12 protein-coding genes are annotated in these 13,243 nt (G+C 46.1%); 5 read left to right on the top strand and 7 right to left on the bottom strand.

The genetic code is table 11. The features are described from left to right. The first annotated feature begins 96 nt into the window (after nucleotides 1–96). Nucleotides 97–852 carry a hypothetical protein gene (locus KOD92_RS04650; RefSeq protein ID WP_215232330.1) on the top strand — a complete coding sequence of 252 codons (756 nt, stop codon included), beginning with the start codon at nucleotides 97–99 and terminating at the stop codon, nucleotides 850–852. On the opposite strand, the gene KOD92_RS04645 is transcribed toward KOD92_RS04650, so the two are convergent. Further along, nucleotides 846–1,166, bottom strand: coding sequence for a helix-turn-helix domain-containing protein (locus KOD92_RS04645; protein WP_215232329.1), 321 nt, complete (start codon nucleotides 1,164–1,166; stop codon nucleotides 846–848). The two genes, KOD92_RS04650 and KOD92_RS04645, sit on opposite strands and share 7 nt — an antisense overlap. 226 nt (nucleotides 1,167–1,392) lie before the next feature. Between KOD92_RS04645 and KOD92_RS04640 the strand changes: the two genes are divergently transcribed. From KOD92_RS04640 to KOD92_RS04630, 3 genes are all read left to right on the top strand, one after another. Continuing rightward, the gene (locus tag KOD92_RS04640; RefSeq protein WP_215232328.1) at nucleotides 1,393–2,631 is read left to right on the top strand and encodes a Spi family protease inhibitor; all 1,239 of its coding nucleotides are present in this window, start codon (nucleotides 1,393–1,395) and stop codon (nucleotides 2,629–2,631) included. After that, the gene (locus KOD92_RS04635) at nucleotides 2,628–3,107 is read left to right on the top strand and encodes a hypothetical protein (RefSeq protein ID WP_215232327.1); all 480 of its coding nucleotides are present in this window, start codon (nucleotides 2,628–2,630) and stop codon (nucleotides 3,105–3,107) included. Before KOD92_RS04640 ends, KOD92_RS04635 begins: the two co-directional genes overlap by 4 nt. Before the next feature lie 296 nt (nucleotides 3,108–3,403). Further along, nucleotides 3,404–3,697, top strand: a complete 294-nt coding sequence (locus KOD92_RS04630; RefSeq protein WP_215232326.1) for a hypothetical protein — start codon at nucleotides 3,404–3,406, stop codon at nucleotides 3,695–3,697. Nucleotides 3,698–3,727: 30 nt separating this feature from the next. Here the strand turns inward: KOD92_RS04630 and KOD92_RS04625 are convergent, their stop codons facing one another. The 3 genes from KOD92_RS04625 to moeB form a co-directional block, all read right to left on the bottom strand. Beyond that, a complete protein-coding gene (locus KOD92_RS04625; RefSeq protein WP_215232325.1) occupies nucleotides 3,728–4,198 on the bottom strand; it encodes an NADH-quinone oxidoreductase subunit A in 471 nt (156 codons plus the stop codon). Nucleotides 4,199–4,226: 28 nt separating this feature from the next. After that, nucleotides 4,227–5,378 (bottom strand): ATP-binding protein, encoded by a 1,152-nt coding sequence (locus KOD92_RS04620; RefSeq protein WP_229254520.1) that lies wholly within the window; start codon nucleotides 5,376–5,378, stop codon nucleotides 4,227–4,229. Between the two features lie 132 nt (nucleotides 5,379–5,510). Continuing rightward, entirely contained in the window at nucleotides 5,511–6,560 is a 1,050-nt protein-coding gene (gene moeB, locus KOD92_RS04615) for a HesA/MoeB/ThiF family protein (RefSeq protein WP_215232324.1), read from the bottom strand. A 155-nt stretch (nucleotides 6,561–6,715) separates the two neighbouring features. On the opposite strand from moeB, the gene KOD92_RS04610 reads away from it, so the two are divergent. Next, on the top strand, nucleotides 6,716–7,219 hold the full coding sequence (locus tag KOD92_RS04610) for a GNAT family N-acetyltransferase (RefSeq protein ID WP_215232323.1): 504 nt from the start codon (nucleotides 6,716–6,718) through the stop codon (nucleotides 7,217–7,219). Nucleotides 7,220–7,238: 19 nt separating this feature from the next. On the opposite strand, the gene KOD92_RS04605 is transcribed toward KOD92_RS04610, so the two are convergent. The 3 genes from KOD92_RS04605 to KOD92_RS04595 are packed head-to-tail and all read right to left on the bottom strand — an operon-like array spanning nucleotide 7,239 to nucleotide 13,232. Beyond that, on the bottom strand, nucleotides 7,239–8,171 hold the full coding sequence (locus KOD92_RS04605; protein ID WP_215232322.1) for an RraA family protein: 933 nt from the start codon (nucleotides 8,169–8,171) through the stop codon (nucleotides 7,239–7,241). A 51-nt stretch (nucleotides 8,172–8,222) separates the two neighbouring features. Then, nucleotides 8,223–9,782: a SusD/RagB family nutrient-binding outer membrane lipoprotein gene (locus tag KOD92_RS04600; RefSeq protein WP_215232321.1), complete on the bottom strand. Its 1,560-nt coding sequence runs from the start codon at nucleotides 9,780–9,782 to the stop codon at nucleotides 8,223–8,225. 15 nt (nucleotides 9,783–9,797) lie between these two features. After that, nucleotides 9,798–13,232, bottom strand: a complete 3,435-nt coding sequence (locus KOD92_RS04595) for a SusC/RagA family TonB-linked outer membrane protein (protein WP_215232320.1) — start codon at nucleotides 13,230–13,232, stop codon at nucleotides 9,798–9,800. Nucleotides 13,233–13,243 lie beyond the last annotated feature (11 nt).

The following is a 13,243-nucleotide window of genomic DNA, read 5'->3' as shown; positions in this document are numbered from 1 at the left end:
GCCTTCTAAATGGTGTACCAACTATCCAAAAGTAACCATATTTGGCAAGAATCGGTTTCAGTCAACGTTACAAAACAAAAGCATAACTTCAACTGTATGAAAAACAAATTACTTCTTATTGCCACTTTTTTAGTTTTCACAGCGGGTTTGGCGAGCGCGCAAACGGACTCGACCGTGCGGATGTTCAAACATGGTATGGCCATTTATGCTGAGATTGGATTGCTTCCGAATAACCGCGTGATCCGCGACCACTTATCCCGCCTGCAGATCAAGCCTTTTGAGAACGTAATGGCATCACTGGTACTGGCACGCCGGACTGAGTCGGACAAATGGTTTTCCGAAGGAAGGATCATTTTAATGAACAGTACCAACTATACCACAGATAAAGATCAGAAAAAGGCATATTTATCAGGAATAGGTATTGGTACCGACGGTGGTCCGAAACTGGTGAATACTTCGCGCTGGAACGTCACAATTCCGCTGGGAGTGGATTTGATGCTGTATCGGATGAATATCAAAAGCAATGCTAATGCCACGCTGGGCCAGGTTGTCAGCAATCCTTCTTCATTCCAGGCGGTCAAACTATTCACCGGCAATGTAAATCTGCACGGAGGCATTGGTGTGGATTATAAAATGAATGTAATGCCAAAAATCAATGACAAAGTGTATCTCAGTGCGAAGGCAACTTATCACCAGCCGTTATTGGGCAAAAGAAAATGGAGGGGCGAAAACGTGACGATCAGCGACTTATCCTATCTAAAAGTAAATCAGGTCTATATACAGATCGGCGCTGTATTTTTTCCGAAACCAGGGAGGGATAAAAAGTGGGGCGGAATGCACGGCGGTCACTGACCTTTCTTTCTCTCTGCCATCAAAGCGCGCAGCTGATTTTCTAAAATCTTGATATAAATATCCTTATCAGACTCGGTAAGGATATTTTTGTGACCCAGAATAGGGTTTTGCCTCGGTTTCTCCGATATCAGATCGTCGACCGTAGTATCGAGAACCTCTGCGAATTTTTTGAGCTGACTGATGCTAGGGTCGGTTTTACCTCTTTCGATAGCCGAATAGTTGGGCTGTGACATGCCGCATTTTAGGGCTACATAGGTTTGCGTAAGCCTCTTCTCCTCCCGCCTGGTGAGCAGGTTACTTGCAAGAATATTCATTTGAGTGTGTGATTTTTTGAGGATTTAATATTGCAATAATTCAAAAATTCTGTTTCAACCACAACTCTTTCGCCAAATTATAAGCGTAGGTTATAGACTTATAAGTCCTGCTTATAGAGTTATAAGTGTGACTTGTTGGAAGTGAAAAAATGTCTCCGTCACTTTGTAGCGCAGGAATCCCTGAGTGCTTTTCTGAGACTATACTTTCACTATACAAACTGTACACATGTTAAAATTCCGACACTTCCGGCATTGCTGGTCACTTTCCGCAATCTTTCTTTTAGTATCCTTTTCCTGTCAAAGATTAGAAATAGCATCGTCGGACCGCGACGGTCCCAAAGCAGCAGTAATGGAATTTACGGTTTCTATGGAAGAAGCCTCCAAAGTTGCCACAGCAGACCAGTCAACCGATTCATTCCCAAAACCAACAAGCAAAATAGGGTCCGGGACAAATGAAATTCTGGAAAGGCGAGCAATTCTGGATTCTGTTGATAATCAGCCTTTACTATACATATTCAGGAAAAGGGAAGGTTTCATGATCGTCTCTGCCGATCTGCGGGTAATGCCGGTTCTGGCATATTCTGATAAATCGAACATTGATCCGAACCATATTCCTAACGGCGTAACGCTTTGGTTGGAAATGGCGAAAGAGAAGATCCGGGAGGCAAAAAGGGATACAAGCCCGCCTCATCCTATTGTTTTAAAAGAGTGGCAAAAGTTCCTATCCCGCCAGCTTAGAACTAGTGACAGTTATTGCATTGAATGGTATCAGTATGGTCAGTATCAATGTAAGTATACTTCCACACAAAAAGGCCCGCTGCTTACATCCGAGTGGAGCCAACGTCACTTGTCTACGACACAATTGAGTTCTGGTGGTGATTGTGATGACTGCGGTAGAAGATTTGCTGGCTGTGGACCTGTAGCAATGGCGCAACTGGAAGAATTTTATCATCCAAATCTAGCGAGGCCAAGATTTTCCAATGGTACATGCTTTGCAACAAATGCAGGACAAGTTAGTTTGGGAACGCTTATGCAGGTGATGGGCTCCAAGTCGAAGGCGAGCTATAATTATATGGGAACCTGCGCCACTTTCACCTGGCCGGCAAATGTCAAAAGCGGATTAAAGGATTTCGGATTCTCAAATGGGGGCAACGGGAATGAGGCTTACAATTTTGCTTTGATCAAAAGTGAATTGAATGGAAACCACCCGGTGATCTTTTGGGGCTCAACATGCCTGGATTGCTTCGCCGATTACCATATCTGGTTATGCGACGGTTATTTGCAGCATCACTACAGTGATTTTAATTGCACTACTAAACAGTGCAATCAATGGAGTTATAGCTACCTGAATATGAACTGGGGGTGGGGTAATGATTCGAATGGATATTATGCTTTCGGGCAATACAACCCGGATGAAGGTGATTACAATACAAATCTACACGTAATAACAGGCATCAGACCATGAGTATAATAAGAGCGACTTCATTTTTAAAGATACTTTCGATTGCCTCATTTCCTGTGCTTCTGGCAGGTTGTTTCAGGAGAGGTGATGAAGTACTACCTGACAACAGCCCTGTCAGCTCACTTGTGTCAGGAACCTGGATTTTAGAGAAGGTCGTAACACCGACAAAAGTCCTGACGGGTTCTCAAATTGGATATTCAGAAAAGCTTGTAGTCTCCTCGGTTAACGGTTATGTTGCTGATCAAATTTATCGTGATGATACTTTATTTGCCACAAATTTTCGCGCGGGAAATATAAAGCCAACTCAAAGCGCAAAGCTTAAGACTGTACTAATGCATTACCGTGATGGAAGAAAGAGATTCTTCAAGGTAACGATTGTTTTAAGAGAACCTACTATACTTCAAGCATCTCAATACTTGCATGAACTAGGCGGGCAAGCAGATTCGATCAAGTATTATTACTCACAGAACTGGTGGTAACCCGGTCACTTCGAAGCATACTGCCCGTTCACTTATTTGTACATATCAGCAGAAACGGGTGCCCTTCGCCAATACAATCCCAATAGTGGAAACTTCAATGGGAACCTGCATGTAATCACCGGAATCAGACCTTTGTCTATATGGAAATGTTCAAAAAATTCTTATTCGCTTCTGCAACCGCGTGCTGCCTTGTACATATCTGTTCGTGCGATGACGGGTGGGGGCCGGGAGGACCTACTATGGCAAAATTACGTAGTAAATGGCGACTGGACTCTGCTAAAACAAATAGCAAATTAATGAGCAGACCTTCCGAAATGCTTGAAATTGATAACAGGGAACAGCAGGATATTGACTATACTTTTCAAGACGATTCGCTCGTGAATACCCAAAACTGGTCAGCGGACACCCAGCCTGTCATCGATGAAGCCCTCAATACAATACTGGTAACTTATCGATCGGATTTAAAGCGCTTTTACAAACTTCACGTACGCGTTGGACTTCCCCATAAATTAGAAGCGACTGATTATGTGAAAGAAATTGGAAGCGCAGCCGACTCGGTGAAATTTTACTACACAGAAGTCTGGCAATAAGAAAAAAGTATTCGATTTGTTTGAATACTGTCACTTCGAACCATACCGATCGTTCACCTGCTTGTACATATCCGCTGGTACCGGTGATTTGATTTCGGGGATTTGTTGTTTGGGGCGTACCCAGTCGAGGTAGCCTTTGGCCCAGGCGTAGGCGAGGCCGAGGATCAGGATGCCGATGAAAACGGTCATTTCGGCCATTGCAAACCAGCCCCAGGCCCCATTTGTTTGCGCTATCAGCTCTTCATTGCCAAAAACAACCGCCCAGGGAAAAAGAAAAAGCAGCTCCACCTCAAACAAAACGAAGATCAATGCTACAATGTAAAACCGGATATTGAACTGGATCTGCGCATTTCCCATCGGGTCTTCGCCGGATTCGTAGGTACTCAGCTTTTCCTCGTTGGGATTGTCGGGGCGGAGGAATTTTGCAACAAGGAGCATTACACCCAGCAATACCAGGCCGGAAATGATGAAAAGTAATATGTAACCAAAATCAGAAATCATACTTTGCTTCTTTTTGCAAATCTAATCTTTAAATCTCCCCGTTCACAAAATCGATAAAATTGTCGCGGTTGATCCAATTAGTTTTTGCGTCTGGATAGGCTTCAACAAATGCTTTTGGAAATTTCACCTTGCTATCGTTCCATTTGAATTCATAGCCGCTCAATAGATCATTTCTGACTTCCAGCCAATCTAGTTCCTGCTGATCGTATGTGCGCCAGAAGTAAACAAACGGGTCTTTTCGTGAATAAGAGTTGTACTTCATTCGCTCGGCCGCCAGATAATTTTCCCAGATCAACCCGGTATCCTGACGTTGCGCAGGCGGCAGGAAATTGTTGATCAGTGCATTCCTGATCCCATTATCAAAAAAGAACCATTTCGACGATTTCGTGACTTCTTTCCTAAGATTTTTACTAAATCCCCCAATCCTGAAAATAATGAACACTTTCGAAAACAGATCAAGGTAGCGCTCAACTGTATTCCGATCTATTTGCAGCGATTTTGACAACTCCTCGTACGAAACTTCCTGGCCGGTCTGGTAAGCTATCAATTGCAGCAGCTGCAACATTTTGTGAGAATACTTAACCTGTTCAAACATCAGAATATCTTTTAGTAAATAGGCATTCACCATTTCCTTGAGATAATCCTTTTTGTCCTCTTCCGCGGTCATTTTTAATACGTCAGGATAGGATCCATATACCAGCCGGTTTTCCAATTGTTGTTTTGTCTCAAGATAACTTTCCTGCTCAGATAGTTCCATCTGTGCCAGCGGAAACAATTGATAACTTATCTGTCTTCCTACCAGTGGCTCGCCTGTGCGGTTTGAAAGCTCAAAAGCGGACGAGCCGCTGGCAATGATCGTCAATGCAGGGAAGGAATCAATCAGGAGCTTGAGCGTTTTGCCTATCTCAGGTACCACTTGTGCTTCATCAATAATCAATAATTCCAGATCCGTTACCCATCTTCGAAAAGCGGCAACACGTCTGTCAGTAAGAATAGCGATAGAATCGAGGTCTTCTCCATTCATGAAGAGCGACTTCCCTGAAAATTGACTTTGAATTTCGTTAAGCAAATGCGTTTTCCCAACCCGCCTCGCACCTGATAATACGATTACCTTGTTCGATTTTAGCTTGCTGTTGATCGTATCAAAAACTGCCCGGTGGAATGACATATTAGCTGACATTGGAATCTCTATTCAACAAATTTAGCTAAATTCATTGAATGTGTTCAACCAATTTAGCTAAATTCATTGAATGCATTCAAATGAATTAGAATTTTGTTGAGTTATGTAAAAAAATAGTAGTAGCTAGCGGATTCACCAGCCGCCCGCCCAATAACTCTCCCCCGAAAAACCACTTTTTGCCAGCAACCGCGCGGCCTGCTTGCTGCGCTTTCCGCTTTGACAGTAAAAAACGATTTTTTGATCAGGGGAAAAAGAAGAAATCACGTCGGGAATTTCTGAAAGGGGTATATTGACGCCGCCAAAGTTATCTGCCTCATATTCATAATCTTCGCGCACATCCACCAGTTGAATATGCTCCGGGTCGGTTTCACTTACTTTTTCATATTCTTCCCACGAAATCTCCACTAACTCTGTGTCCGCTTCTTTGATCTGCGGTTTTGCGGCAGGTACTGGCGAAGTTGTAACCGTTCTGTTGAATTTGAAAACGGAAGTGGCATTGGTAAGCGCGTTGATCACAAGCAGTTCGCCGGATAGTACCTTACCAACCCCGCAAGCGATTTTAATAGCCTCATTCGCCATGTAAGTGCCGATCATTCCCGGCAAAATTCCGATCACGCCCGCCTCGGCGCAGTTATCACCTTCCTCAGCGTCGGGGAAAAGGCAACGGTAGGTAGGTCCGTCTTCATAATTAAAAACAGAAACTTGCCCCTCAAATCTGAGAATAGAGCCAAATACCCAGGGTTTTCCCAATGCAACACAAATATCATTCACCAGATAACGCGTTTCGAAATTGTCCGACCCATCGATGATCAGATCGTATTTACTGATGATTTCGGCTGCGTTTTCCTCAGTGAGCTTTACAGGATAGGGCGTGATTTTAACAAATTCATTTAGCGCAGAAAGCTTCTCAGCAGCCGTGATCGCCTTACTTTTACCCACATCTCCCAAATTGTAAAGGATTTGCCGGTGCAGGTTGGTGACTTCCACCACATCATGATCGATGATACCGATCTCTCCGATTCCTGCTGCGGTAATATATTGAAGTACCGGACAGCCCAAGCCGCCCGCGCCAACCACCAAAACCCGCGCCGCCTTCAATTTTTCCTGTCCGGTCAGACCGATTTCTGGCAAAAGTATCTGTCTGCTATATCGTTTACGCTCGCCGCTTTCCAATTTTGACATATTGATATTATTGTTTGCTCGTCAGGCAATTTTAGACCTTTTCACCAGAAAACAGGTAATGTTCCGATTTCGATCACCGGGAGCGGGTTAATTTTTTATAAATAAAGCGTTATTTTAACGCATTCAATTAACCTGACAACGACCTGTATTATTTGATGGATCTTATTATCAGAAGTGCTGCCCCCAAGGATTTACCCGTTTTACTGGACATTATCAATCACGCGATCTTAAACACTACGGCCATTTACGATTATGAACCGAGGACGATGGACGAGCAACAGGCCTGGTTTGAGAAAATGTTCAACGACGGAATGCCCGTTGTCGTGGCAGAAATGGAAGGTAAGGTGATCGGCTACGGATCTTACAATACATTCCGGCCGAAAATCGGCTACAAATTCAGTGTAGAACATTCCATTTATCTCGATGATAAGTCCCGCGGAATGGGGGTAGGAGGGAAACTACTGGGAAGTCTAATCCAGCGCGCGAAAGAATCCGGTGTCCACACAATGATCGGCGTAATTGACGCTGCAAACCGCGGCAGCATCGAATTCCACAAGAAATATGGTTTTGTCGAAAAAGGCTACCTCAAAGAGATAGCCTTCAAATTCGACCAGTGGCTCGACGTTGTATTTATGCAGTTGCTGATCGAGGAGGACTGATTCGTATAAATCACCAACCCTACCAAGTCCTCTTCTTCATATATTCATCCAGCTCGGACCGTTTCATCGGGATCTCGCCCGGGTTTTTGTCAAGCCATTTCATGAAGTCGCTTTTTAGGGTGTCAGACCATTGGCTGTCGATCTGGCCGGGGGTGTATTTGCCTTCTTTCAGCATTTTAATACCAAACTTATCGCGCAATGCGATGAACTCGGCGGTGACGATTACTTTTTCGGCCAGATGTGCGGGGATGAATATTACGCCTTCACGCTTCGCAAGGACCAGATCGCCGGGCAGCACGATCGCGCGGCCGATGCGGATCGGCGTATTCAGGCCAGAGAGAAAAACGTCTTTCAGATAGGAGGGATCCCAGTCTCTTACAAATGCATTGAATCCTTCAATCTTGGAAAGTCCTTCCAGATCGCGCGAAGAAGCGTCGAAAATGACGCCGTTGCCCGATTTGGCAAAAATAGAATTACCCAGATTGTCGCCGATCAAAGTGCCCTGCGCGATCTTGCCAAAACCATCTGCGACATATACATCACCCTTTGATAGCTGGTCGATCGGCCACGAATTGGTGTTGCCGATACGCCCGTCTTTTGCGCCTCTTTCTTTAATACTCTTCTCCACATCGGGCCGCGACGGCATAAACTGAGCCGTAAGTGCGCGGCCCGCGATGGGTACATCCTGGTGGATCATCTTCCAGTTACCGTCAAACTGGCAATTATATCCTTCATTCTGCAAAACCACCCAAGCTTCTTCAATTGCGATTTCTTTTACCCGCCTGATCAGATCGTCCGGCACTTTCGGGCGACCGTCGGGAAACCTTTCGCCCTTCCATTCGGAGGTAAGGAAGATCAGTTCGTCCTTGGATATCGTCTGCGCCTCGGCGGCATTTGTAAACGTGAGCGCAGAAAGAGCAATTGCGGCTAAGCTCAGAAGTTTAAATTTCATAAATGGAAAATGGTTGATCAGGTTTTTGGGTGGATAAAAATAGGTATAAACTTACTTATCCCACCAAACCAGACTGGAAAGCGTATTTGTCCCGCCCTGCCGGTCGCGTGCGTCCATAAAATTGACACGGTTGTATTGCTCTTCCGAATCAGGAATTACAAAGCGCGTAGGTATTTTTCCGCCCGTCAAATTTCCGGGATAATTGGTAGGAGTGAGTTTAGGATAGCCGGTTCGGCGCCAGTTGGAAAAAATTTCATATTCATCTTCCAAAAACAATGCAACCCACTTCTGCGTAGCGATCTGCTCGATTTGCTGTTCCACGGTACCGGTTGATCTGTAAGGATTTGCGGTCAGATATGCATTGATTTTTGCTTCTGAAATGGTACCTGCCGGACCAAAAAGTGACCACTGGCGCAGGCCCGCTCTCACCGCATTATTATACGCAACTGCTGCCGTACTTCCGGTATACCAGCCACGAACCGCCGCTTCTGCCAGCAAAAGATTTGTTTCAGCATTTCCGAAAACGATCAGCGGCGAAGCATACCTGAGTACCGTGGCCGGATTGGGCTCCGAATATTCATTGAAATCAGCAGGGCGACTATTGAATGCAGCATTCGGCATACCCTTTTGCGCCGCAGTAGAAGTGTCAGCCACAAAAGTCGATCCTTCCGGTTTCCATACAACAGATACCACATTCAGGCGGGGATCTTTGGTGGTTTTCAAATGATCGATCAGCGTTTTCGCCAATTTCCCGCCTTCCACATTATCGCCGCCCGGGGTAATATAGTCGGTTGCCATTAAACCGTTCGCGATAAAATTGCGGCTAAGTGTTTGTGAACCATCTACATAAGCTATTACCGCACGGTCCGCATCTTCGAGTATAACACCACCTGCGATCGCTTTTTCAACCCACGTTTTAGCCAATGCATTATCGACTTCTGTCAGACGCATTCCAAGACGCAGCATCAGCGAGTAGGCGAATTTTTTCCATTGCGTGATATTGCCCGCGTAAATCAGGTCGGCATTTGCAAAATTGGCCTGGGAAGCGTCGAATGCGGCAATGGATTCTTCCAGCTCTTTCAGCATATCCGCATAAATCGCTTGCTGGGTATCATATTTCGGGCCGTAGTTTTTTTCTGATAAAGCCCGGCCGGATTCGAAATAGGGAATATCACCGTAAAGGTCAGTAAGGCGGTGGAAAATGTAGGCTCTCCAAATCCTTGCCGCCGAAAGCTTGTTGACAGCCAAAGGATGATCCTGCACCGCATCGATGATCTGGTTGATCGAAATCACCGCGCCTGCACCTTGCGCAGTACCGGCGTAGGCATTCCAGCTCGCTTGCGAATAGTTGAAATTGAAGTACTTATCCCCCGCAGCAGGCACCTCTTTATATGTGGCGAAATGCTGCATCGATTGTCCGATCGTGAGGTAGGCGGCGCCGGTAAAGTTAGTCGCGACACCGTCCAGCTGGGCTCTCGTGAACAGATATTCGGGAACAACCTGGGCGTATTTGTTCGGGTCGACGTTCATTTCCTCGAAACCATTATCGCAAGAGGAAACCATCAGGGCCAGTGGGGCCGCATATATGAATTTTTGAAATAGACTTTTCATCGTACAGTTCATGTTTTAAAATTTCACCATCAGGTTCACGCCCATACTACGGGTTCTCGGCACACCAAATGCTTCCAGACCCTGCGCATTAGTACTCGTATAGCTCGATTCAGGATCGAAGTAGTTTTGCTTTTTATCCTTGAAAAGAATAGCAAGGTTACGCGCAACGAATGATACCGAAGCCGATTGCAGTTTGAGGAAAGCCAGCTTGTTAACCGGGATATTGTAACTCAGCACAACCTGACGAAGCTTGATGAAATCGTTGTTGAACATAAACATCGCCGTGTAATTCTTGTCGTTGTCGTAGTAAGTATCCACATCCTTTTTCTCCCAGGTTTTGCTAAAAGGGGCGCCTTCCGGTGTCACACCTTCCACAGTTACGCCTGTATCTCGGCCTGGCAACGTTTCTTTCGGCAAACCAAAACGGTAGGCATATTGGTAAAGGTTGGAGTACACAATACTTCCGAACTTACCGTCCAGCAATACATTCAGTGACAAATTTTTGTAGCGAAAATTGTTGGTAATACCCATTGTCAAAGGAGGCGTACCTTGTCCGATCTCTTCCAGGTCACCGCGTACTGCATAGCCGCTGGCCGGGTTGAATATCACATTTCCACCCGCATCAGTTTTCTTCCGGTACCCCCAAACCGTTCCGTAAGGTCGGTTTACAGCATTGCGGACCACGCCACCACCTACGCCGGTAGCAATGTCCAATGCATTGATCCCTTCTGCCAGCTGCTCGATCTTGCTTCGGTTGTAAGCCATATTATAGCTCACATCCCATCCAAAATTCGTTTTCTGGACCGGCGTTCCTGTTATCAATAACTCCACCCCTTTATTACTCAGCTCACCCACATTCAACAATGCAGAAGTGTAGCCCGACGACAATGCGATGTTGGTCGTCACGATGTCATCAGTTGTTTTGCGGTTATATAAAGTGATGTCCAGACCTATCCGGTTGTTCAGGAATTTGGCTTCCAAACCTCCTTCGTAAGTAGTCGAGGTCAAAGGTTTCAAGTCGGGATTCGGCACTTCCGAAGAAGCTAGTCCCTGCACGGGACGACCGTTATGTCCGCCTTGCTGCATATTGTAATATTGGTAAATCTGATAAGCATTCACCGTTGCGCCGCCAACTTGCGCCCACGAACCGCGCAGCTTTGCAAAACTGATCGCCGAAGGCAGATCCATCGCTTCCGAAAGGATCAGCGAGCCACCGATGGACGGGTAAAAAATAGTATTGCTTTTTGGATTCAAGACTGAAAACCAATCCTGGCGGCCGGAAACAGTTAAGTAAGCCAACCCTTTGTAGCCGAAGTCAACCGATCCGAAGAGCGAGTTGATCGCACTTTTCAGGTACCTCGGCGTGGTGGTCATGGCAGCTAAATTGGTGTAGCTGTAAAATTCAGGGATCGTAAATTCGCTGCCTAAAATGATCGTTTCGTCAAAAATGCTGCGCTGTGCATTCGCGCCGGCCATCGCCGAAAAGCTTACATTTTCCCACTCCTTGTTGTAGTTAACAGTCAGCATTCCGTTGGTTTCAGAAGAACTTGTTTTTCTTCCTTCATAACTTCCACGCGGAAAGAATGCATTGTTGGTAGGCTGCACATATTCAGAAGTAAAGCTGTAAAAATCCTGGCTCACACTTCCTTTTACGTACAGGTTTTCAAGAATATCATAACGAAGGCTTCCCTGACTTAAAAAGCGGTGTTTCGTATCGTCGTTTTTGAATTTATTAATCACAAAATAAGGGTTTGGAGCAGCTGGTACCGGATTCCATTCCATTTCTTTGCCGGTCACCGGATCGAATCCAGGCGAAAGGCTGCGGATATCTACTGTGTTGGCAACCAGGTAAGTAGCCCAATGCGGGTTCATATCTGCATAACCTACTTTCGGACGGTTGGTACCTTGTTCCAGGTTGTATTGGAAAACAGTTTCGACACTCAGTTTTTTGCCCAAAAAAGCATTCAGGTTCAAATTCGCGATGCGGCGGACAAACGAAGAATTCGGCACCACACTATTGGATTTCGTATTATTCAAACCCAAGCGGAAGTTTACAGTTTCCGTACCGCCAGTCAATGCAACGGAGTTGATGTAGTTGGTACCCGTATTATAGAAATTTTTCAGGTTGTCTTTTTGCGGAGAATAGGGGTGCATTTTCCCGTCGACCTGGATCGTCGGTTGGCCATCCATTTTTGCGCCGTACGAAAGGCGGCCCGTGCTTTTAGCCTGTTCCACCGTAGTCGGTTTCACACCGTCCACACCCTGCCCATATTCATACTGCCAGTCGGGAATAACAGCAAGCGTTTCAAATGTGGTATTACTGTTGATCTCCACACCGATTCCCTTTTGCGCGCGGCCTTTTTTAGTGGTGATCAAAATCACTCCGTTGGAAGCACGGGCGCCGTAAAGTGCCGCCGCCGGTCCACCTTTCAGCACGCTGATTGACTCGATATCGTCGGGGTTAATACCACCGATCCCGTCACCGCGGTCGACGTTCATTCCATTTCCATCCGCAGTAGTTCCACCCGGGGTAGAATTATCCATAGGCATTCCGTTGATCACGTACAGAGGCTGGTTATTTCCATTCAATGAACCGTTTCCGCGGATCACAATGCGGCTCGATCCGCCCGGGCCGGTCGCCATACCTGATGCATTCACACCGGCGATCTTGCCTGTCAATGCATTACCGATATTGTTTTCGCGCGCCTGGGTGAACTCCGAACCTTTCACTTCTGAAACCGCGTAAGCCAATGCCTTTTTCTCTTTTGCAATACCCAAAGCGGTGACCACCACCTCATTAAGCGCTTTTGCTTCCGGTTGCAGCTGCACATTAACAGTAGTCTGGTTGCCAACAGCCACTTCCTGCGAAGTATAACCTACGAAGCTGAAAATCAACACCGAAGAAGCAAGTTCTGCGTCAGGAATATCGATTGTGAAATTTCCCTCAGCGTCCGACGAAGTACCTCGCTGTGAGCCTTTTATCAGAACACTTACACCAGGCAGGCCAGCGCCGGTCTCGTCGGTTACTTTCCCGGTCAGATTGCGTTTTGGGGAAACTTTACTTTCAGCAGACGTTTCGCCTTGTGCAGCCTGCTCGCGTTTCAGGATAATGCGGTCCTGCACCACTTCGTACACCACGTGGTGAGGTGCCAGGATCTGGGTTAGCACTTCCGAAAGTGCCTCCTGCTGAAATTTGAAGTTGCTTTTCTGGTCATTGAAGATCTGCGGATTGTACATGAACTTCACCTTCGCCACTTGCTCGATCTTCTCCAATGTCTTGTCAATATCCGAGTTGGATAGCCGTAGCGTCACTTTTTGTTCCAGTATTCGTTGTCCGCGCACGTCGTTGGCGTGCACAAGCGCGCCGACTGCGATGGAAAGTAGGGCTTGATACAGCGTAATGCGCATGATTTTCTGTAAAGCATGATGAAATTGTACGGTTTTTGGCATATAGGAGTTTG

It is taken from the genome of Dyadobacter linearis (genome assembly GCF_907165045.1).
Lineage (GTDB): Bacteria > Bacteroidota > Bacteroidia > Cytophagales > Spirosomataceae > Dyadobacter > Dyadobacter linearis.
The sequence above is the reverse complement of the archived record's forward strand: the minus strand, read 5'-3'. Positions and strand labels throughout refer to the sequence as shown.

Bases quoted from the DNA above. Each gene is read 5' to 3' on its own strand.
- KOD92_RS04650 (WP_215232330.1), top strand. From the start codon at position 97: ATGAAAAACAAATTACTTCTTATTGCCACTTTTTTAGTTTTCACAGCG.
- KOD92_RS04645 (WP_215232329.1), bottom strand. From the start codon at position 1,166: ATGAATATTCTTGCAAGTAACCTGCTCACCAGGCGGGAGGAGAAGAGG.
- KOD92_RS04640 (WP_215232328.1), top strand. From the start codon at position 1,393: ATGTTAAAATTCCGACACTTCCGGCATTGCTGGTCACTTTCCGCAATC.
- KOD92_RS04635 (WP_215232327.1), top strand. From the start codon at position 2,628: ATGAGTATAATAAGAGCGACTTCATTTTTAAAGATACTTTCGATTGCC.
- KOD92_RS04630 (WP_215232326.1), top strand. From the start codon at position 3,404: ATGAGCAGACCTTCCGAAATGCTTGAAATTGATAACAGGGAACAGCAG.
- KOD92_RS04625 (WP_215232325.1), bottom strand. From the start codon at position 4,198: ATGATTTCTGATTTTGGTTACATATTACTTTTCATCATTTCCGGCCTG.
- KOD92_RS04620 (WP_229254520.1), bottom strand. From the start codon at position 5,378: ATGTCAGCTAATATGTCATTCCACCGGGCAGTTTTTGATACGATCAAC.
- moeB (WP_215232324.1), bottom strand. From the start codon at position 6,560: ATGTCAAAATTGGAAAGCGGCGAGCGTAAACGATATAGCAGACAGATA.
- KOD92_RS04610 (WP_215232323.1), top strand. From the start codon at position 6,716: ATGGATCTTATTATCAGAAGTGCTGCCCCCAAGGATTTACCCGTTTTA.
- KOD92_RS04605 (WP_215232322.1), bottom strand. From the start codon at position 8,171: ATGAAATTTAAACTTCTGAGCTTAGCCGCAATTGCTCTTTCTGCGCTC.
- KOD92_RS04600 (WP_215232321.1), bottom strand. From the start codon at position 9,782: ATGAAAAGTCTATTTCAAAAATTCATATATGCGGCCCCACTGGCCCTG.
- KOD92_RS04595 (WP_215232320.1), bottom strand. From the start codon at position 13,232: ATGCCAAAAACCGTACAATTTCATCATGCTTTACAGAAAATCATGCGC.